Below are 22356 nucleotides of genomic sequence, written 5' to 3'. Positions count from 1 at the left end.
TTTTGTCTTGTCGGGTGATTGATTTTCACTCTATGCGATTTTTGGGTTTCTCCTCATTCTGTCCGTCCTGCGCGGTTCCGGGTGCCGTTCGCTCCTCGCGTTTGGCTTCAATCTGGCCTTCTACTGTGTTCGGCACCCATTTCTTTATCAGGTGGCGAGCTTTGACACTGCAAATGTTCGGCTTTGAAACATTTTCTCATAGCTTTGAGTGCGGCATATTCTGAAGATAATCCCCCATTTGGGCGGGTTCCGCAGCAGAATTCACCCGCTACTTTTCAGTTTCTGCGCGGGCGCGATGGTGCTGACTATGACAAACGCTCGATGATCACACCACCGACCGATCCGGGAAAAACCTGACCAATATCCAGCCGTGCGGCTCGTTGAAGATCAAGCCCCCAGCCGCTACGATCGACTTGCAATTTAAGAAATACCGTTTCGGATGCATCGATGCCTTGCTCGTCGGGCTTCTGCAAGGCCCTGACCGTCAGCGTCGCGTTGCCGCTTCCAGTTCCACTCTGGACCAGGATGGCCGTGGCGATCATTTGAGCCAGCGCCAGCTGGTCGCGGTTCGCGCCGGCAGTTCCGATTTCTTCAGGCACAATGGCCAACTGGCCGTTTTCCACAATCGTATGAACGCGAGGGTGAAAGGCTTGTGGCGGAAATATGAGGTCGATCAACATTTCGCCCGTGTACTCGTGTCGTGTCGCGCGCATGTCGATCGCGAAAGGACGTTCGAGCTGATTCATAAGCTGGGCAAGATCGTTTTGCCAGAGCGTGGTGCCTGTGGCCGGTCCGGTTGCTGGATTGTCGATCGTGGGCGCTGGCTGCATGACCGAGCGCAGCCATTCGCTATGTGCCCGCCGCCAGGCTGCCAGGCCGTAACTTTTCGGTCGGACCCGCTGAAAGACGTCGCGTTCAGGCTTCCGGTAGACCGGTTGGATGCGCAGGGCTTGCGCGTGCGCACGCAGGCCGCAGCTGAGGGCCGCGTTCAGAGAATCCTGGACTTGGTAGAAGAGTTGCGCGGCCATGTACGGTTCAAGAGCAGGGCTGTCGGGCGCCTCCGCATCGCCTTCCGTAGGTGACCACAGGAAACGCTCGGCATCGAGAACGTAGGTGCGTGTATCGGCATGTCCCGCCAGACTGGGACTGGCCGTTAGCTGCAGATTGGGCTTCCGCCACTGGACGCTTGGCGGGAGCCGGATTTGCTTGGTGAGCGCGCTGGCCGGAGCAACGAACTCTATGGGACCATTGCATGGCAATGTAATGAGATGCTGTTCGCTTTTCACCATCGTCAAGGTGCTCTGTTTCCGCCCTCGTGCAGAGGGTCCGTTGGCTTGCGACAGTCTTCGGGCCGGCAAGCCTGGCCGGCGCCCGCAAGTGTGCTAATAGGACCGCCGCTCCAGGGTTCCCTCATGGCTGCCAGGCTTGCATTCTGGGGGGCAGGCCGCGATTTCGGTATAGGCGGCACGCGCGGAGGGCTATCAGATTCGGTATCTGTCAGGCCGCTAAGGGCTGCGTCTATGTCCAGCAGATAGACTTCCTGGCTCGTAATGATCATTGCGGCGTTCTGGCCGCGGCGGGCGAGCAGCTTCACAGGCATCTCGTCAGTCGCGCCAGCTGGCCGCGAAGGCAGGTCCAGCGAGAGCCTGAGCGATCGCCCGTCTGATATCGCGATGCGCCGACCGCCGAGGGTGATCGAAAGCGATGACGTCTTGGCGCCGAGCTCCGGCGCGATCGAACGAAACCGGGTTCGTAGCGCGACGTCGACCATTTCTTGCCACTGTAGAGCGGAGGCCTCGCCAGAGCAATCCATTCGGACCATGCGGGCCGGATTGGCGAACAGCAACAGGGCGCCGTCATCGGCGCGTTCCGCCTTGCGCCATTGAGCGTCCGGCAACTTTGCAAGGATGGGGCCGCAGCGACTTTCATCCTGGACCTGGTCTAGGCGAGTTACTCCGCTCCGCGATAGCTGCACCGCCGCCTGCATATCGGGATCGAATATCCACGCGCCATTGGCCGGCCCGCTGAAATAGCTGGCGATGACGCCGTCCTGACCGACAAGCGTCGCCCCCACCTCCGTCGGTACCAGAAAACCGTGCTGTTCCTCTTTTCCGGGCTGCGGCCAGCGAGTAGCGATCGGCGGAGCAAGCGCTACGAGATCGCCGAAGCGGCCGCGTTTGAGTTCGCGCGCGATTACGGGTCCGTTGATTGTCTTTCCGCTGGCGTGCGCCCCGGATTGCAGGCCGTGGCGGTAAGTCCAGAACAGGTCTTGTCCTTGCCATTCGGAACATTCCCGCGTGCTGGTCGGGACGCCGTCAGCCGTCAGGTTGCGGCTCGAAGCGTTGGACTTCAGGCAAAGCTGCGGGGTGGCGCCCGATCTGTCGGCGGTGATCCCGGTGATCGCCTGTGGATCAGAGATCGTCTTGTCGCGTTGCGCGGAGGCGATGTTCAGCCTGGTCGACATATGGCGCCACCAGCCGTTCGCCGCTATGATTTCGGTGACGCCCCTGAACGGCGCGGCAAGCGCGCGATAATCGTCCATGGCAAAGCGCCCGCCATCGAGAGAGACGTCTTCTCCCTTGAAGCGGATGGCGGCGTGGTCCGAGCCGTTCGGACCGGCGCCGATGCGACGCCAGAGCCAGGTCTCGCCATCGGCGAACAGCGTACGCGTTGCTGCAAAGGGATCTTTGGAGAGACGCTTGAAGGCGCCCAGTTCACCTTTCTCGTCGGGATCTTCCCTATAGGCACTGCCATCACGGCAGCGAAACTGGACTGGCCCTCCCGGCAGGTTCTCCACGGCCTGGTCACGTCCGTCCAGCCTCTCCACGCGATCGATGACACAGGCGGCCAGACTGTCGGCCGAAGCGGCCGTCCTGAATTCGATCCTGCCCGGGTCGATTGCGCCGGACAGGGGCGCGCGCGGCATGGCAACCATGCCTGACGGCGTCAGGCGCTCGATCCGGTCGTCGCGCAATGCTAGGCCAAGCGTCTTTTCGATCGCGGGCAGGCCTCCCGCCCAGGCCAGCGGGCGCCACAGGCCGTCCGACCAGAGATGCAGATAGCTCCTGTCGTGCTGTCCTGTGACGATGCGCAGGCGTCGGGCATCGAACACGATCTTGCCCTCGGCAAAGGCCTGCACCGCTTCCGACTTCGTGCGGTTCACGGGGGACCAGGCGGGATCGTTGAACTGCAGGCTGCCGGACCCGGTCAGGAGATAGGCGCCGGCGGCAAGAGCCTCACCGCGATCGAGCGCGGCCTCGTGGTCGTTGCAGTAAAGGCGATCTGCACGGCTGCCCGGCAGGGCAAAGAGCGGCGATGTTCCCTTGCGCGCGGTGCGCACGACGTCATTGGAGGACCAGAGTTCGTACATGGCCCCGCCGCAACGCATCGTGCCGGACAGCTGGTCATGGGGCCAGCGACCCTCGGCACGCGTCAGCACCGGCCCCTGCAGCGTGCCGTCGAACTTGTAGCGGCCATAGACCCGTCCATCTGATTTGGCCCAGACCCAGAGTGCCTCGTCGACTACCAGGCGTGTGTCCAGAATCGAAGGGCCGCCGCAGGCCGCCTGGGCCTGCCCGCCGACGAAGGTGGCGCATCCACCATCGCTGGCGCGGGCCTGGATGAGCGATGGCGCCGCATAAGGCCTGCCGGCGGCCGTTATGGCGGCGGCCGGCCTGGCGGAGGCTGGGGTGGCGTTCGCCGAGAGATCGAGTATCGCGCCCGCGCCGCCAGCCAGGTCACTGTCGCCGGGCGTCAGGCGGCGCAGGCCGAATTGCGTTCCCACGAACAGGACGTCGTTTTCCCCATGGATCGACGTTGCTCGGTCGAAGGGCATGTGCGTGCCGCGCGACCAGTCGAACGGCGCCTTGCGCGTGCTGCCGGAGGGCAGGCTCACATTGCGCAGCGCGACAACCGGCTGACCCGCGTTGAATGCGAGATCGAAAGTCCCGTCCTCCACGGCCAGTCGCTTGATCCACGGATCTTTTCCGGCGCTGGGCGATGCCCATGCCTGCGTCTGGGAATTCCAGATGGCGGTACCGCTGGAGCCGTTCCGCGCAAAAATGATCGTTTCGCCGGGGCGCGAGGGTACGGCGTCGAAATCGGCCGCAGGCACGGTTGACGTCGCGGCCGGGCCTATATCGGCGAGCTCGGCAAACGAGGGCAATGCATGGGTGCCAAGACCGGTGGCAACGACCAACGCGTTACCCTCTGCCGCCGCGGCAACCAGCCTGTCTGCCCTGAAGTTCAGCGCGTCGCGTTCCACCTGCCATGCATCGGCCGCCTGGACCGCGCGGATATCGGTCATGCCGTTGGTCATGGTCCAGCGCGTGCTGTTAATATCGACCATGGTCCGCTGGGCAAAGGGATCGGGGGCCGGGACCCAGCCGCCCTGCCGGGCTGCCGAGAACCACTGCCCGCCGACTCGGGCGACGTCGCCGCTCTTCGTTTCGGCAAGCCGCTCAACCATGAGCCCGGGAACTGGTCCGGCATCGAAACCGGTGAGGCGTTGCGCGGATGCCAGTCCCGACGGGCCGGTAAGGGTGACCGTCTGGTTCTTCCAGCCGACCGCCGCGCGGATGTCGAAAGCCCATCCCGACGCGGCGAAGGCATTGGCGCGCGATCCGTCCGGCCGCAGGAGAGCGGCCTCGATTGTCGCACGCCTCAAGGAGGCAGTGATTTCGAGATTGTCTTCGGCAATGGTTTTAAGATCGCCATCATCTGTGGCGCGGCCGGTCACGCGTTCGGTACCGGTCCGTCCGGCCATCAGAAAGCGGCCGTCGGCCAGCCCGACCGGGTCTTGCCGGTGCTCGTAGGCGACGAGGCGGGGCGGGTTTCCGGGCGAAAAGCGCCAGAGACCCTGGCGTGTGAGCCAAGCGGTGGTCCCGTCCGCCGCGCGTGAGGCCCTGCCCGCAAGGGTGGGCAACAGCTGTCCGCCGAGGATCGCTTCCGGTGGCGCCAATGCGACATCGTTCTCGTCCACCGTCCTGAAGACGATCTTGCCGGCGGCCTTGTCCCACCGGATCCAGCCTTCGTCGAGCGGAAGCCATGGAACGAAGGTGTTGGTTCCCTCGGCAAGCAGATCGCCGGTCGCGGTTTTGATCGTCGTGCCATTATCGCCTTGCTGGTAGGTGGCAGGGGCCAGGACCGGGCGTCCTTCGAGCGGGCGGATCAGATCTAGGATCCGGGCGGTTTCGTCGGTCATCCCCGGTGGGGGACGCCATGCCGGCGCATCGGCTACGCGTTCGGTGAACCGGCCATTGGCCGCGTCGACCGCGTAGGCCGCGGCATCGGTGTGGAGGATGGCCACGTCACCCTGCATGCTGGCGCCGCGGATGGCGCCGCCCCTGGGCAGAGTGATGGCGGTATCGAAAGCCAGACGCCAGCATGGATAAAAGAAGCCGGCCTCGGCGGAAGGCTTGCAAAGGCCATTGTAGAAGAAATTCACTGTACCGTCGGAATATTGGAGCCAGAAACCCGGGGTTTGTTGGCGCGAGGTCGTTTGCGGCACATTCGCAAGCGTCGCCTGGATGACGGCCACGACCATACCATTGCCCGGATTTGATCCGCTCAATATCTTGCCGTCGGAAAGGCGGAGGATGCGGTTCTGGGCGTCGATGCCGATCAGGTCGCCGCCGTTTTGACGACTACCTTGAGCATTGCCCAGGGGATTGAACGTCACGGCTGTCGTGCTTCTACCGTTGCGAAGACCCGGGCGCTTGAGCTGCCCGGATTCCACGGCGAACGTATCCGTTCCAACCGCTGCGAGGACCCGGTTCTCATGGATCGTCAGCCTGTCGACTTGCCTGGCGAGGAACTTGGCGCCGTCAGAACCAAGGTTCCACAAGGGGCCGCCCGGCCGTTCCCATAGATAGGTGCCACCGCCCGCGGAAAACACCAGATTATCCGCGGAATGGACTATATCGGGAAGCGGCACCGGGTGTCGCAGCCGCATATCCGTCAGGAAGGTCTGCCCCTCGGCAAAGATGAGGTGCCCCCCGCTGATCTGGAACGCCTTGATGAGCGCGGTGGGCGCTAGCGCGGTTGGCGTCTCCAGGATGGTGTCGCAACGCGCCGCTGCTGCATTGGCGCGCACCTCGCAGCTCAGGACGGCGCCGCCTCGATCAAGGCGGATAAGCCTCGAAGCATTGCCGATAAACATATAGCCCTGATCGTCGCCGGGTTTGTAGGAAAAGGCAATCTCGCGTAATACGGCATCGGTATCCGGGGTCTGATCCGCTGGAAGCAGCCAGATATGCGCGGGCCTGTCGGCCTCACCCTCGATGAAGGCAATGTTCCGGCCGACACGATAGGGGCGCGGCTCGACGGCATCGTTTGGAAGAACCAGATAGCGACCCGCGGCATCGCTATTGCCTTTGACGAATTCGACCTTGCCCGGCGAGCCGATCGCCCATGTCTGCTGTTCTGCCGAGATGTCCGTTATCGCGGAGGCTTCCGAGACGAGGCTTGGAAGCTTTGGTCTCTCGACTGGCTGAAGCGGAACAGGCGTATTGCCGCCTGACCAGTTGCCGGCATAGGAAAGCCCATTTTCGCCCCAGACCGTGACGACCGCGGCCGTCGCCGTCACATCCGTCATGTCGATGTTCTCGACAAGCGTCGGAGCACCGGTGAGGGCTATGCGCTGCCATGTCCTGGCGGATATGTCGTAACGCCATAGGGCGTCGAATGCGGCAAACAGCAGCGCGTTGCCGGCCTTCGCCATGCGGCGCAGCGTCGCCGGCGCCGGCCCTTCCGTCACGGGGTGAAGAAGCGTGCTGAGCGCTCCGCCTTTCCATAGCCGTACGTTGCCGTCGCTCAAAAGGGCGGCAATGCTGCCGGTCTGCTCCTGCACTTCGACCGATAGGCCGGTCAGCCGCTGCTGCCACGGGATCGTGATTGCAGGAGTATCACAGCTCTGCGGCTGTGGCAGCGCATTTTCCGGCAGCCAGGCCAGGCTGGTTCCTGTCACCGCCACGATCTGCCCGTCGAGCAGGTAGAGGCGCAGGTCCGTATCGTTCGGTAGCCCGGCCACCGTAATCCAGCGTCTTTCGGCCGGTACGTAGAGACCGGCGCCGGACTCCGTTGCCACGAGGATACGGTCGGCCGGCAGCGCCAGGGCATCGATCACCCGTCCGCCCGGGGCAATGTCGCCGAAGAACATGCAGCTTGCCGCGTCCTGGCGGGGGAAATGCATGAGATAGCGACGCCCGTTTCTGTTCCCCATGGCGACCGCCCCGCCCCCCGGAGCATTCCAGGCGGCTTCGAACGAACGGTCGGAAAGACGCTGGGTGCCATGTCGCAAGGTGCCGGCGGAAAACCACAGCGGCATTCCGTTGCTGATGTCGAGGATCCGCACATCGCCCGCACCGCCCGCCCATGTGTCGCCGAAGCGGCGTTCGGTGGGGGCGTATTGCTGGACTAGGCCGTTGCCGCCCAGATAGAGATCTCCGCCGGCGGAGAGGGCATCGGTGACCTCGTTGCGGGAAAGGGCCGCTCCCGGACCTGCACCGACGATTTCTGTCCAGTTGGAATTGTCGAGGCGCAGAACGCGCCCGTCGCTCGCAAGTGCGGTCAGGTCTCCCGAGACGCTGATGTCGGCGATCCGCTCATCGTTGGGAAGGGATCCGGGGCCGCTCCAGCTGCGGTCGCTTCCGTCATAGCGCCAGATCAGCTGTCCATCGGAAAAGAACAGCTGGTCGCGATAGGCGGCGACGCTGGAAAATGTAGTCGATCCCTGGCGCGGACTGCCGACAAGCGGCATGATATCGCCTTCGGTGGCGTTTCGCGCGGTCGCCTCGTAAGGCAGGCCGTTGCGATCGACGAGCCACAATCCCGCGCGTCCGGCATTGGACGAGCGCAGCGGCGCAGGCAGCTTGCCGATCGTGGTGGCCGATATCGCATGGCTTGGAAAAATGCCGGAGAGAGCGACCAGGCTGACATCGCCGCTGGTGGGCGAGACCAGCCAGAACTGGCCGCCGCCAGCCATCAGGCGCATGCTCTCATCGGCAAAGGGTGGATCGAGGAGATCCATCTTGATCCAGGAATAGCGCCGCTGCGCCACTTCATGCACCAGGATCCCCTGCCGTGATCGCAGAAGGACGAGGTTGCCGGCACTCGCGCCGCTGGTAAAGGTGACGCCGGGCATGGCGATGTCCCGCGAGACGACCGTGCTGTTGCGCGTTACCTCCCGGACCAGCCCATCCTTGTCGATCACCAGAATCTGGCCGGCGCCGATCGACAGCACCTGCGAGAACGGAGCGCCATCCAGTTTCCATTGACCGGCCAGCTTGCCGTCGCGCAGTTCGGTGACGCGATCGGAGGCGGTGAAAAAGATGTCCTTGCCGCCGTCGGCGGCGTGAAACGCATCGACCTTGGCCGCCTCGATCATGTTCCAGCTGCGGATGGCCGGATCGTAGACGTGAACGCCTGAGTTGCCGAGCGTGACTATCTTGCCGTCCTGAAGTGCTGCATGGCTGATCGTATTGGCCGAAAGCCCTGTATAAAGCGCCTGCTCACCGACGATCACCGGAAGGCGATCGATGCCCTGGACGGAGCGGATGCTCAGGCATCCGCCGGCGCTGCTATTCTGGCAGGCGCCCTTTGCCAAGGCGATCAGCCCACCATCGGCGGCGCGGTCGAGATCGAGGATGGCGAGGCCATCGGCATTCGACCATTCGAGCATTTGCGGCTTGGCAGTATCGATCCTGCCGATGCCCTGTGCCCCGGCGATCCAGAACACGTCGCCCACGGGAACGATGCGCATCTCCGCCGGATCCGAAGCTTTGATGAGCACGTCCGTGCCCTGCTGCGTGAACCAAGCGCCTGTTTCCTGGTTCAGCAAGGCGGTTCCATGGGCGCCCGCATAAATCAGAACCCAGCGATGATCCTCCGCTGCGGCCCAGCTGATCACGTCGGCCTGTTCCACAGGCCTGCCCTTTGCGCCGATCCAGGCACCATCGCTCCAGAAAGCGCTCCAGCGACCACCGGGACTGCGGCGGGCAACGCCGCCACCTTCGGTCACGGCGAACGATGTATCGGGCGCCGCACAGGCCGACTGGTCGCTCTCTGCTGTTTGGCCGCAGGCGCTCAAAAGGCTGACAAGTGCCGTGCCGAGACGCCGATCGTCCAGAGCTTTCTCCTCGCCGATCACCAGTTCCCGGTTGGCGTCGTAGCGATGCACGGTACCGTCGGCCCGGCCGATTAGCACGGTACCGTCGCGCATCGTCGCGGCATCCGCGATCGGCGAGGAAGAGTTGCGCAGATTGGTCAGGATCCGTTCGTCGGGCGCCCTGCGCAGGATCGGCGGATCGAGCCAGCCATTGGCATCCTCGCTGACGGCGAGGACGAAACCGGCGAATGTCAGGACGGCCAAGCTTGCGGTGGCGATCGCAAGCAGGGTGGCGTCGAGCCTCTGGCCAGGGCGGGCATTCCCCTGCCTCACGCGCCAGTGGCCGACAAGCGCTTGAAGGGACTGGCGATATTTTCCTTGCCACGTTTTGCTCAAGATGCCGTCCCCTCCCAGGCAAAGCGTTCGCCGATCGGCAGGTCCGCCCCGGATGTGCCAAGCGCCTGCGCTAGCAGGCCTTCAAGGGGAGGTCTCGTCGTGGACTGCTCGGATAGGGCGCTCCAGAAGGAAAACGAAACGAGCGTCTCGGCTTCCGGCAGGCCGCAGGCCGGCGCCTTCGCACGCACCGCCGCCCAGAGCGTGAAGAAAGGCCGTGTCGAATGGAGGCCGTTGCGGCGCGCCAGATGCGCGGCCAGAAGCGTCATCGCTGCCGCGGCAACGGGGTCGAACTGAACGTCTTCTCGGGTGCGGAGCGCGTTTTCCAGCTGTTCGATCATTCTGGACAGCGCCGTTTCCGCCGACGCCAGCCCATGGTCGTCGGCGGTCAGGCTTGCAAGCACATAGAACCAGATCGCTTCGCGTTTCTCGTCGAGTGCGCTCTTGATGTGCTCGATGATCCAGAGAGCGCCGAGCCGCCGGCCGGCGTCGGCCCGGCCGGGTACCGCCAGGCCGACGAAGGCGACGATTTCGAGCAGCTCTATGGCCGCGGCGCCATCCGTCGGGGATAGCTGCAGCCGCAGTGCACCGGTATCGAGCATCCGGCCGGCGAGACGCCTGTCGACAATGCCTTCCGCTTCGATGTGATCGATCGCTGCGTTGCGAAGCTCCACCTGCCGTTCCGAAACGACGGCATGGGCAAAATCACGCGGCGAGCGCCCGGTGCGCCTGCCGCCCGGACCCAGCCGGGCTGCTATGAACCTGCGGCCATGGGAAAATGGCAGGAGAGCCAGGATGGCTCGCCGGTGAACAGAGCGGATGATATCGGCGACTTTCAGGAATTCGGCGGTCAGGAGCAAGGCCAGCACGGCCGCCGGCAGCGCCCACAGGAGCGCGTAGGGGTAGAGGCCGGTCCACAGGGATCCTGCCAGTGGAAGATAGACGGTGTCGTGCAACCAATAGAGGATCCGACCGGGACCGTCAGTCGGAAACAGACGCGCGGCAACGGCATAGGCCGGCAAACCGATTACCGCGGCAATGGCCGCCAGCAGCGCGATCCGGAGCAGGACGTACCGCGGCCGCCGCTTCGGCCACGCGCCGGCCTGCCGCAGCAATGAGCGCGTCGCAACGATTCCGTGCCCGCCGCCGCTCATCGGACTTGCTCCACGGACATCGACCCAGTCCCAGGCGCAGGCCTAGTCTCAGCCCCGCCAGTCTCAGACGGAACGGCCGCAGGGGAGGGTGCGACGGGATCCGGCGTGATAGCTGCGCCGTCGGTCTCAGCGATGGCTGCGATGACCGCCGCGATCCTCTCGCGCAGCAGGAAGGCCGTGACGCCAAGTGCGATCATCATGGTCAGGATGGCGATGTGAAGCTGATAGCGGTGCAGAAAGAGCTTGAACTCGGCGATGGCGATGGCGCGGCGGAGCCGCCGGCCCAATTGCCCCGCCTTACGCTTCGTCTCCTGGCGAATATGCCCGATTTCGCTCGCTGTCGTGGCGAACGTGGCGACGGTCCTCGGCGCAACCGCGTTCATGCGCTTCATTGCCCTGGCGAGTTGTCTTGCGGCAAGCCGGATCTCGCCCTTCTCCGGCATGGGTACGGCGGTGCGCCGCCTTGCCGTGTCGATGCTCGCGGCGAGGCCGGCAGCCAGATCGGCAATGCCGCGACGGGACTTGTCCTGCAAACAATCCTGCGCGCCGTCACGGCTCATCTCGGCCTCCCGCGTCTTGATCCGCCGGCACCGTCCAGATCGTTGTCCGCAAGGATCCTGTCCAGCTTGCGTCGCAGCATGGCGAGCCGCTCGCTCGCATCGTCGATGGCCAGTTCGCCGGCCTGCAGTTCCGCGAGCACGCGGTCGGTGAAGCGCTGCCGCTGTTCCAGCAGGTCGCCGTCCCGGATCGAAAGCGCGCTTTCAGCCTTGCTGGCCACGCGAAGGGCTGCGTCCGCCTCATCCATCAGGGTTTCGAGCGCCTGCATGCGTCGTTTTGCTTCGGCAATGTAATCCGTGGCCAGCATGATCCGGTCGCCGGCCGCCTCGGTTTCGATGACGAGCGCATTGATCACTGTCTCGGCGTCGCTGCGGATGGCGGTCCGGCTGTCGTTCCAGGCTGCCGTCAAGTCCGTCACCGAGGCTTGCAATGTAACCCGCAACGCCTCGGCAACCGCGCCGTCATAGAGATCGGCTGCGATTTCTGTCAGCTTTTGCCTGTCGACGATCTGGGGGCTCCGGACCTGAAGATAGTCGTTGAGCCAGCCGATGTGGACGTCGAGCGGCGCGAAGGATTGCCGGTCGAGCACCTCGACTTCCAGTTCGAGAACCCGATCCGTCATCCGGGTGAACAGAAAGAGTGGTTCCGCCGTCGGAGTATCGAAGACCGGCGCTGTCTGTTCGAACAGGTCGCCTAGCACCAGGCGCAGCGTCCCATCGGTATCCGAACCGAAATGCGCCAGCGAAGGCTCGAGAAATGTGCCGCTCGGCACAAAAACCAGGGTGCGCGCCGGCCGCCTGGCATGCGCCTCGGCGACGAACGGATCCAGCCAATAGGTGATCGGGCGATCCTCCGTCTGGCGCCGCCATTGCGCTTCGGCAAGATGGATATGCGTTCTCGCGGGATTGTAGAGGATGAAATGTGCCGGTTCGTCCTGGCCCGCGGCATGGCCGGCCGTATATTGCAGGCTGCCGTCGGTCAGGGCTTCCTGCGGCAATTGGCGCAGGCCGTCGATCAGGGCGGGTAACTGCCGGTCGCTGAAGCGAAGCAGTCTTAGCTGCGGCGCGCCAAGCGCCTCGATCTGGGCGATCCGCGCGTTAAGATTATCGATTTCGCGAAGCAGGGGTTCAACATCCTGCCCAGCGCTGAGGTCGCGGGGAATGCTGACGATCGAGACCCGGTAGCCAAGGCGAAAACGCAGGTCGCGAATGCGCTGGCGCAGCTTTTCGGCCGCCTCGACTGACGCCGTCGCGCGGAGGACCTTGAAATCGAAAGCCTGGGACGGCTCTTGCCTGGCCAGCACGTCTTCGACCGGTAGCGCCGGGGGTTCGACGAGATAGAGGCGATAGGTATCCTCCTGCGGAAAAAGCAGCGCAATGCCTGTGCAGGTGGCGCTGATGGCGCCGGCGTTGCGGGTTGCGTCGAATATGGCTCCGAGCTGCGACAGGACGTCGTTGGAGAGGTTCTTGAGGCGATGGTCACGCCACAGCGTGAAGCGGCCGGCATGCTGCGGCAGGAGCATATAGACACCGCCGCGAAGATCGCTACGGCCGAATTTGCCGCCCAGCAGCCCGCCCTCTTCGGCATTGTCGGTGAGGAAGATGATCGTATCCGAAATGGTCTTCTCGGCATCCTCCGCCGAGAGGATCTGCACGTCGCGCCCCCTCCGGGTCACGTCTGCGATCTCCTCCGCGACCGTGGCGTCACCCAGGGTTGCGCTGATGATGACGAGCCGCTGGTCCTGTGCCGTCAAAACTTGCGGGACCGCATGTGGTTCGGCACTTCGATCTGCGAGAAGGACGGCGGCTTCAAACAGCGGCAACCCTCTCGAAAAATCGATGGAGCGAACGCCCTCAAAGCGTGGTCCGACAGGCGTGCCGGCGATCGACTGTATGTAGTTTACCAGCCTGCCGCGGCTCGCGGAGATCTCGTCGGCCCGCAGATAGGGCGGCGAGCCTTGGCCGGGCAGGGCGAAGCGGGCAAGGTTGTCGTCAAGAACATCCACGCGCAGGCCGGACTTGACCGCGTCCTGCCACATTTCGCGGGCGACAGTGGCAAGCACCGCCAGCATATCCTGGGTGGAAATCGATGGAAACGTATAGCCATGTCGCTGGCCGGATTTTGTCTCAGCCACGGATGGCCTCCAGCGTCTGCACCATGATCCAGTCCGATAGGCGCCCCATCACGGTTTCCAGGGCGCGCCTGGGATCGTCGTCCGCCTCGATCTTGATGACTCCGCCGGACGACGTACGGCCGGCAAACACGCTGAAGACGGAGCCGGTTTCGAGGCGGTCCGGCACCAGGATCAGGGCGCAGGTGTGGCGTCTTGCCCTTTGCAATCCCATTGCCGCGGCAAAGGCCACCTGTTCTCCCGACCATCTCACCATCAGGGTTTCATCGACGCCGATCCGGCTCGGGCGGATGTTAAGTGCAAAGGCGCGGGCATAGTCGGAGAGTTGCACCGGCCGCACCGCCGCTGCACCGCGCAAGGGGCGCTTCCCACCGGCTGATGTCGCGACTGCGGCAATGGCTTCGCTGCAGACCGCAATGGCCGCATCCGTTGCCTGGCCTAGCAGCTCGCCTCGGCCGATCTCGGCCGGCTGGCCTCCCCTGGTCCGCAGTTTTACCCTCGACAGGCGATCGAAAATGGCCGGCGTCAGCGTGGAATCGGCGATCATGCGGCGCCGGTCGTCGCCTGAGAGCAGGATGGGATCGAGTTCAAATTTTGCCCGCGGCCCGTTCGCCGAGACCGCCGCGGCAAGAAGGCCGTTGCCGATCCGGCCGCACCAGGCGAATTCGCTGCGCGTCAGGCTGTGGTCGGCAAGAATGAGCTGCAGCCGCATGGTGGCGTCGATCCAGGCGGATTTGACGAGCATGGCGGCCGTGGCGTCGAGCGGCGCTTCGTCGATTGCGATCGACACGAGGTCGCGCATCGGCCGTTGCGGCGGGGGACGATGCTTGATGAGAAACCCCTGCTCGACGAATTTCAGCAGCCGATAGTCGCGTGGCATCATGAATTCCGAATAAAGCGCGTCGGTCAGGTCCTCGAGCTTGCGGGAATGCAAAATGCCTTCCACGCCGTCCTGGCGCGGCCGGGAACCGGCGCGCTCGTGATGCGCAACGGTGGAATGTGGCGGCGGCCGTCTGCGATTGGCGCCGCTATCGTCGAATTGCGGCTCGCAATCGAACACGAGCTGGGTGAGCACGGGATCGACATCCACCGGAATGGCTGGCGCGCTGGTGCGGCCGTGGGCCTCGATGGCTGCGGTCCCCCTTCGTTTCACCGTGCCCCAGAGGATAACGGCCCGGGAGGTCCAGAACGCCGCACCCATGACGGTTGGGTCGGTCAGCGCGGCCAGCACCTTTTCCTCGATCGCCCGATGGTAGGTTTCAAGGTCCGGCCCGCTGCCGAAGCGAGCATCTTCGCGGTCGAACGCGACAGGGCCGAAAATGACCACTTCGCCGAGCGCGAGCGCGGCATGCCGCACCACTGGCTCGGCCACATGGATGTGGAACACGTCATGGACCCGATGCCAGGCGGCCGTATTGCCAAAACCCCTGTTGATGCCGAGGGCCGCTGCCGCCAGCGGATAGACATGCCCCCAGGGGAGGACGGCAGCGGGGCTTTCTTCCTCCATGCGCGCAAGAGCGATTGCCAGCCTCGGCGTCAGCGGCACGTGTCGATCATGCATCGCATCGAGCATTGCGCGCGCGCGCTCATCGAGCCGGGGAGCGACCGCGAGATCAATCGTTGGATCGGCCTCGGCATCCGGAAACAGCGTCCGCGCCGGGGCAATGATTCGAAGCGCGGGGATGCCATGCGCGGGCGCCGCCATCACGAATTGACCTTGAGCACGGTCTGCCTCAGCTTGCTCTCGATATTAGGATCCCATTGATCGAGCGAGAAGCGGGTGATGACGTCCAGATCCTCCGGCCGCATGTCGATCGTCTTTTCGCCGGCCTGATCGGCGCGCAGAAGGCGCATGCTCAGGATGAGGCCGGTCAGCTTGACGAGGCGCCGGTTGGACATGGCCGAGAGATCGTCGCGCACCAGCGTGCGCACGAGGTCTGTCAACGCGCTGAACACCACGTGCCCGGGATCAATGCGCAACGTGTTCTTGCGCGTGCGATCGTCGATATCCGCCCGCATCTGCGCCAGCTTCGCGAGAAGCTCTTTCCAGTCCGGCTTGCGCTCGAGCGCGGTCGCATGGGTCTCGCGCCAGCCGGATCCGATCAGGCTGGCGATCTCATCCGTCTCGACCGCCTCGCGGGCGACGTTGGAAAGGCGGCATCGCAACAGGAAGCGATCGAATACCGCGGCCAGGTGCGGGTCGGTCGGCGTGTGGTTGGTCGCGGCGAACATCAGCTGTAACTCGGTGGCTACCGTCTCGCCGCGATCGTGGAATTTCCGCTCGTTCATGAAGGTCAGCAAGGCGTTCAGGATGGCGCTGGACGCATTGAAGACTTCGTCGAGGAACACGACCTTGGCATTCTGCATCATGTTGCGATCGAGGCGCTTCAGCTGATTGTTCTTATGCAGTTCGGCAAGATCGTAAAAGCCGAACAATTCGCTGGGCTCGGTGAACTGCGTCAGAAGATATTCGAAATAGCCCGATGACTGGGCCGCAGCCGGTGCGGCGGGCGCGGCCTTTGCCGTGGCGTCGAGCCCGGTATCGGGAAGCAGATGCAGCAGGTGGCAGAAGGAGCGCACCAGCCGCGATTTCGCCGTACCCGGCGGGCCGATCATCACCAGGGCTTCGCCCGAGAGAGCGGCGATCAACATGCAGTCGACGGCGTCGTCCATCTTGTAGAAGCGCTTCCTGAGCTGGGCTCCGACGGCATTCAGCATTGTCAGTGTCTGCCGGTGGCTCTGGTAGAGCGCATTGAGCCCGTCACGTTCGAACATGGATTACCTCTCAGCTTGCATTCTGTGCCGTCCGCGGCGCCTGACCCAATTCCATTCACAGTCCTGAAGACTGTAAAGCGCCCTAGAGCCGCCTTGCAAGAAGCATCGGCGCGTAGCCGGGCGCCTCCCGCCGCCAGCCGGGACGCACCTGTTCCGTCGCCGGCCCAGCTTCGTGCTCAAAGGCTGCGTCCCGGTCGACCAGCAGCGGTAAGGCCGCAATATGCGGTGCGGGCACGGAAAAGCGGCCGAGCGCGCGCATGAGCACATACTGGTCCCAGAAGCCCGCCCAACCCTTGCCGCTCGCCATGGACCTTGCCTTCGCGGCGATACGGCCGCGCAGGACTGGTCCCGCCCTGCCTCTTGCGCGCGGCTGCACGCGGGTGCCGGCGAGGTCGATCAGCAGCCACCAGGTCGTCTCCGACAGGACCGGCGCGATACCGCCGGCCGGATGCATGATCACTTCCCGGCGGAGCGTCGTGCGGATCACGGCGGCCACCTGCAGCTGGAAGGCCGGATCGGTCCAGGCTTCCCGAACGAGGGCGCCGATGAAATGGGGCCATTCCGGCGGTGCACTGGGCCTTTGGCGGGAAAGGCGACGGATGACATCGTCCCCGAAAGCCTGCCAGCCGCTGCCGCCGATGGCGCTCGCCAGGATGCCGGCCTGCCGCGCGTTCCAAAGGGGAGGGTCGTTGATGAAGAACCTGGAGGAAAGGGTGCGCATCGCCCGCTTGCCTGCCCTGTCGGGCGCTTCATCCTGCGAAAGCAGCGCGATCAGCGCGTTGGCGGCGGCCGGACCGTTCGGCCCCGGCGCTGGAAGCTCGGCGGGCCGGTCGAGTATGATGAAAATGGCGCGCAGGGCCATGTCGCGCAGGGATGCCACCGCGACATCCCGGTCGAGCTGCGCGCGTTGCCTGCGATGTGTATCGCGCCTCGACATCATCGCCGGACGCCTCCGCCATAAAGGGAGGCCGCGAACAGAACCAGGCCGATGCCGGCGAGCGAAGGCCACAAGGGCAGGTCCGGATAGCGGTAGGTCGCATTGCCAAGCCTTGGCGTGCCGCTGGTCAGGTCCATGCCGCCTGTTTCCTCCGCCAGGGCGGCAAGGCTAGCCTGATTGATGCCGAAGTCCAGCGCTTCCGCTGTCGAGATCCGGGCTCCGGCACCGCTTGCCGCGGCCGGCAGATAGAAGGGGATCGTCTGCGGCTTCCTGCCCGGTTCCGACAGGGTCAACAACCCCCGCTGCGGCTTTTCACCAAGGGAAAGCCGCGCCGATCCCTCGAAAATACCGGGCTCGGACGCGGGCTGCAGTGCTGCGGGCACGGATTGCCCATCGGCCAGCATGATTGCGCCGCCGAGGCTCTCGCCCGGCTTGTCTTCGCCGGTAAAGACGACGCGCAGATGGAAAATCGCGCCCTCCTGGCGGATATGGATATCGAAGCGATCCTGTTCGCTCCAGCTGACGAGCCGTCCGAGAATGGCGTCGATGGCAGCCCTCCCATCGGCGGAATTCGCCCAGGCCTGGGGGATGGCGCCGAGAAAGGCGCCGGTTCGCAGGGACCGGACCTCGGGATCGTCGCGGAAGACGAGCAACGGATCGGGCGGCGGGGCCGAATGGATCGCGACGAGATCGGCCTCGGGGCGAACGTAGCTGTAGGCAATGCCGTCAATGGCGGCCTGCGGCGCGAATGTCGCATCGCCGAACGGCGCCAATGGTCGGAACGCGCCCTCGCGCCAGAACACTTTTCGCTCCTGCGGTGTGAAGGCTTCGAACTTGATATCGGCAGGAACCCGGCCGCGCGAGAAGGTTTTTTCCTCTCCCCAGCTTGCCAGCCCGCCCTTATAGCGCTGGTCGTCGACGCCGATCAGCGTGGTGTGGCAGGCCGGGCTGACGCCGGGCGCCGAGAAATCGGCATCGCTGATGAAGAAGAACAGGCAATTATTGCCTTTGAGACTGGTCGCGGCTTCGATGGCGGCGGCGGGATTGGTGCCACCAGTGGCGCCGAGAGCCCTGACGAACCCCATCGCATCGCTCTTTGCCTGTTCCGTCATGGCATTGCTGCGGAACGGGCGGGCAGCCACGTCCGAATAGGGAATGACGGTCAGCGTATCGACGGCACGCAGGCGTGCGACGATCGTTTGCGCTGCCGCCTTCGCATCGGCAAGCCTGCCATTGTCCTGCATCGAACCCGAGGTGTCGATCATGATCAGCACGTCGCGTCTCGGCGGCTGCGCCAGCTGCAGGTCCGGATTGCTGTTGACTGGCAGGACCGGACCGAGCGCCGTCGCCTCCCAGTCGCTGATGCGCTGCTTGTCTTCGACCGAGCCGCGTTTTGGCCCGTTGACGATGAAGACGCCCGTTCCGCTTGCGGCGGCATTGACGAGCGCGCGCGGGAATTCCGCGGCGAAATCGGACGGCTGGAGCCCGTCGACGACAATGGCATCGAAGGTCGCAAGATCCGCCTGTTCATCCGGACGCGCATGATAGATGATATATTTCCGCTCGTCTGCCGCGCCGAGCCATGCGGCGGGGCCATAGGCGAGGATCCGCGCAGGGCCTCGCACCAGGGCGAACAGCCGTTCGGTCTGCTCCTGGACATCGGCATTCTGTGCGCCGCCGGAGCGGAAGCTCAAATCGAGATAATTGATCCCCAGTCGGTCGAAACGCGTATCCACCCGCACGCCGCGGGGCTCGGCTGCGGCGCCCGGAGATTTCTGCCCCCTGCCCTTGGCCGCGCCGTCCACGGAAAAATCCATCGTGCCTTCGCCGAGCAGCGTCAGGCGTGCGACGGCAGGGCTTGCGAGCGTCTGCCCGGCGGGCAGGTCGGAGGCGATGATACCCATGGTCGGACGTTTCGAGCCGAAGGGCATGACATGAACAGGTATGCCGGATTGCCGGGCGCGCAGTGCTGCCGCGGCGGCATCCCCACCGGTTGCCCAGCCATCGGACAGGACGAAGATCGCGCCTGTCCCCTTGTCGCTGGCAATGAGATCGATCGCGCCATCGAGCCCGGCGGCGATATCCGTGCTTCCGTCGGCGCCGCCGAGCGCCTGCCCGCGGACGCTCGCCGGCAGGCCGGCGAGCGGCATGAGCGTGACGCCGCGCGCTGCGGTGGTGCCGAAGGGCAAGACACCACCGCGCCAGCCGTCCCGCACATCCTGGGGCATGTCGGCGATGATGCGCTCCAGCGCGTCCGCAAGCGCGTTGCGCTGGATGTCATAGGCCGCGTCGCCATCGCGGCGCACGCTTTCGGACGTATCGAGCGCGACGACCAGCACACCGCCTTCGGGCGGCTGCGTATTTTTCCTTAGTTCCGGCAGGCCGGCCGCGACGCCGAAAAGCAAGGCGGCGAAGACGCCCGCAAGCGCGCCCAGGCGGCGTGTCGGTCCCGAGGAGACGAACAGGAAGGTCCATGCCAGGCTGGCGATCGCGACGGCAAGGCCGAGCCATCCGCCGATGAGCAGCGGTATGTCGCCGGCCGGGCAGGTGAGGTGGTAATCGGCGAAAGCAAGCGCCTCGAGCCAACGGCAGATCATGCGCGAACCTCCTTTCGCCAGATCAGCCCTTTCCACCGTTCGATCGCGATGAGCAGCAGGGCGGCAACCAGCAGCCAGGCGACCCAGTCGGGCACCTGCTGGTCGGCGCTGACGGTCGTCAGGCCGCTCTCCGCCGAGGACGGAAGGTCGAGCGGGCCGTAATCGGGCGGTGGCGAAAGGGGCCGGGCCGTGTCGCTTTCGAAATTGGCATTGGTGATTTTCCGTCCGGCCGCGTCGTGCCAGTCCAGCACGGGCGGATCGATGGCACTGTCGGCGGCCCAGCGCAGCGCATTGAAGAAGAGGATAAGGGAGAGCGCCTCGACATCGCCGGAGGCGCCTGTGACGGGAGCAGGAACCACAGCCGCCCGCGGAGTTTCCCGTGCGGCGATAAACGCCGATCCGATGGATGCCTCGGGGCGGATCACTGCGATCATGTCACGCGGGATACCGGAGGGCGGCACCGGCGCATTCGCCTCGAATATATCGAAATCGATGTCATTCAGCAGCGGATGGGCGTGAACGAAAGGGCCGATCCGGTTCGCGGCGCCGGCGCTTCCCGGAGCCCTTGCGGGGGACCTTGCCGCTCCGGAGGCCCAGCCGTCATAGACGGCCACGACGGCGCGATCGGCGGGCAGGCCGCCGGCAAGGCGGTCGAGGCTGGTGACGAGAACCGCATTGCCCGTTGTCGACGGATTGGCCGCGGCAAGCCCCGGTGGGCGCGGCATGGCGGCGAGCTGCCAGTCGAAGACCGGCTCGGGAACCCGGGCGAGATCGAACGATACGGCATCGTCGCCGGAATAGGCGCCGCCGTCGCGCAGCCTTATGTCGTACCGACCGAGCCTCATCTCCGCGATCGTCGCGCGCCAGCCATTTTCGGTATTTTCGTCGCGATAGAGAGCCACGTCGAGGTTTTGCCCATCCCTGCGGGCTTCCAGCAGGATTGTATCAGGGGCCTGCCCATAGGCGCGAATATAGATGTCGAAGGCAACCTTGCCGCCATTCAGGCCGCCACCGTGTGGCACCACTTTGGTGATGGCGAGGTTTGGCAGCGGCTCGCCCACCTGATGCCAGATCACCGGCCCGCGGAAGGCCGGCCGCATCGAAGCCGGCCGGGGTCGGTCGCTGACGACGAGAACATGGGAGGCGGCGCAATCGCTTGATGCGGCGCTGTCGAGCGCCGACAGGAGAATGCCGGCACCGGCGCCCTCGGGAAGCGGATGCAGGGCATCCAATAGTGTGGTCGAGATGCGCGGATAGGGCTGGAGCGTGGCGCCGGCCGCCACGAGATCGCTGCAGAACGGGGCGGTGCCGGCTGCCGCACGTGCCTGCGCCTCCGCCTCCGCCTGCCGGATTATCGCCCTGGCGGCGTCGAGCCGCGTCCCGGCACCGCCTGTTTGTTCGGGCAGGGCCATGGACGTGCTGAGGTCGAGGACGATCCGAAGCCCCATGGGACGGCTCTCCCTGGGGATCTCGGCGAACCAGGCGGCGAACACGGCGGAGAGGACGCTTGCGGCCGCACCGAATCGCAGCCAGAAGGGCAGGGACGATACCGGCGGTATCAGGGATATCCTGTTCTTCGGCGCCTTGCTCACCGGTAGGTCCGGCAGGAAACGCGCCACTGAGATGCGCAGCGACCGGTAGGCCGGGCGGACCATGTGGAATGCGGTCGTTACCACGCCGCCTGCGATTGCCGCCATGAGTGCGAACCAGATCATGCGGCCCTCGACATCAGGCCCGGCAGGAAAGCACCTTTCGGAAACGACCGCCGGAACCACAGCGCAGCACCTTCGGTTGAAAGGCCGGCCTCCTGCGGATACCGCAACGGTGCTTCGGGCCAGATCAGGCCGGGGCCTTTCCACGCCCGCCGCAGGTTGTCGCGGTGCCGTTGCAGGGATGCGTCCGTCTCGACAAGGATTCGGTCCGTGCTTTCGTGGATTGCATTGTCGAAATTGCGGCCCTCCATGCCGCCCAGGCTGAACGGACCGGCGGAGATCATCGCCCGCTCCACTGGCCATGCATCGATTTCGATAACCGAAAGCGTGCGGTAGTCCCGCTGGGCGTGCCGGGCAAACGCCTGTATCGCACCATCGGTATCGAGGAACAGCATGTCGCTGATCAAGGCGACGGCCGATGCCGGCTTCACCTGCTTGAGAAACGGGCCTGGATTGGCCGGCGGCGTCGAGCGCCATTCCGCTTCCGTTGGCCGCCTAGCCATCAGGCCGGAAAACAGCCGCCGCGCCGCCTCAAGGCCGACCACGCCGCGGACCTGCAGCGGACGGGCTTCGGTTGCCGGCCCAAACAGGGTGCCGACGACAATGCGGTCGCCTTCGGCAAGTGCTGCATGGATGAGGCATTGCGCAATCCAGATCGCGACACGGATCTTCTCGACTCCTTCGGGGAGATACATAGCGGGGCGGCAATCGATCGCGACCGCGAGCGTCATACGATCTTCCGCCTCGAAGGTTCTGACGATGCGTTCGTTTGGCCTGCCGCGGCGGGCCGAGGCCAGCCAGTCGATCTTGCGGATATCGTCGCCCATCGCATAGTTGCGAAATTCCTTGAACTCCAGCGATTGTCCCATACGGCGGCGCAAATGGGCGCCGAGGTCCCGCGCCGGCACGTGCCGGCGCATGTCGAGCCGCAGCCGCTTCAGTTCTGCGTCACTGAAAGGCGGGTCTATCGGAGCGCTGAACTGTGGCATGGGC

11 protein-coding genes are annotated in these 22356 nt (G+C 64.9%); all 11 read right to left on the bottom strand.

The genetic code is table 11. The features are described from left to right. Window positions 1-305: 305 nt before the first annotated feature. Window positions 306-1295 carry a hypothetical protein gene (locus ACWPM9_RS10835; RefSeq protein ID WP_484755123.1) on the bottom strand — a complete coding sequence of 330 codons (990 nt, stop codon included), beginning with the start codon at window positions 1293-1295 and terminating at the stop codon, window positions 306-308. Beyond that, complete coding sequence (locus tag ACWPM9_RS10830; protein WP_484755122.1) at window positions 1292-9502, bottom strand: hypothetical protein; 8211 nt, start codon at window positions 9500-9502, stop codon at window positions 1292-1294. The genes ACWPM9_RS10835 and ACWPM9_RS10830 overlap by 4 nt, the downstream gene beginning before the upstream one ends. Further along, window positions 9499-10653 carry a hypothetical protein gene (locus ACWPM9_RS10825; protein WP_484755121.1) on the bottom strand — a complete coding sequence of 385 codons (1155 nt, stop codon included), beginning with the start codon at window positions 10651-10653 and terminating at the stop codon, window positions 9499-9501. Before ACWPM9_RS10825 ends, ACWPM9_RS10830 begins: the two co-directional genes overlap by 4 nt. Next, entirely contained in the window at window positions 10650-11213 is a 564-nt protein-coding gene (locus ACWPM9_RS10820; RefSeq protein WP_484755120.1) for a hypothetical protein, read from the bottom strand. Before ACWPM9_RS10820 ends, ACWPM9_RS10825 begins: the two co-directional genes overlap by 4 nt. Beyond that, a complete protein-coding gene (locus ACWPM9_RS10815) occupies window positions 11210-13345 on the bottom strand; it encodes a hypothetical protein (RefSeq protein WP_484755119.1) in 2136 nt (711 codons plus the stop codon). The genes ACWPM9_RS10820 and ACWPM9_RS10815 overlap by 4 nt, the downstream gene beginning before the upstream one ends. Further along, window positions 13338-15047 carry a hypothetical protein gene (locus ACWPM9_RS10810; protein ID WP_484755118.1) on the bottom strand — a complete coding sequence of 570 codons (1710 nt, stop codon included), beginning with the start codon at window positions 15045-15047 and terminating at the stop codon, window positions 13338-13340. The genes ACWPM9_RS10815 and ACWPM9_RS10810 overlap by 8 nt, the downstream gene beginning before the upstream one ends. Further along, window positions 15047-16060, bottom strand: a complete 1014-nt coding sequence (locus ACWPM9_RS10805) for an AAA family ATPase (RefSeq protein WP_484755117.1) — start codon at window positions 16058-16060, stop codon at window positions 15047-15049. The genes ACWPM9_RS10810 and ACWPM9_RS10805 overlap by 1 nt, the downstream gene beginning before the upstream one ends. Before the next feature lie 139 nt (window positions 16061-16199). Next, window positions 16200-17057 (bottom strand): hypothetical protein, encoded by an 858-nt coding sequence (locus ACWPM9_RS10800; RefSeq protein ID WP_484755116.1) that lies wholly within the window; start codon window positions 17055-17057, stop codon window positions 16200-16202. Further along, window positions 17054-19651 (bottom strand): VWA domain-containing protein, encoded by a 2598-nt coding sequence (locus tag ACWPM9_RS10795; protein WP_484755115.1) that lies wholly within the window; start codon window positions 19649-19651, stop codon window positions 17054-17056. The genes ACWPM9_RS10800 and ACWPM9_RS10795 overlap by 4 nt, the downstream gene beginning before the upstream one ends. Further along, entirely contained in the window at window positions 19648-21366 is a 1719-nt protein-coding gene (locus ACWPM9_RS10790) for a hypothetical protein (RefSeq protein ID WP_484755114.1), read from the bottom strand. Before ACWPM9_RS10790 ends, ACWPM9_RS10795 begins: the two co-directional genes overlap by 4 nt. Continuing rightward, window positions 21363-22352, bottom strand: a complete 990-nt coding sequence (locus ACWPM9_RS10785; protein ID WP_484755113.1) for a DUF58 domain-containing protein — start codon at window positions 22350-22352, stop codon at window positions 21363-21365. Before ACWPM9_RS10785 ends, ACWPM9_RS10790 begins: the two co-directional genes overlap by 4 nt. Between the last annotated feature and the right edge of the window lie 4 nt (window positions 22353-22356).

It is taken from the genome of Agrobacterium sp. H141 (assembly GCF_057158725.1).
This window is presented reverse-complemented; position numbering and strand designations above follow the sequence as displayed.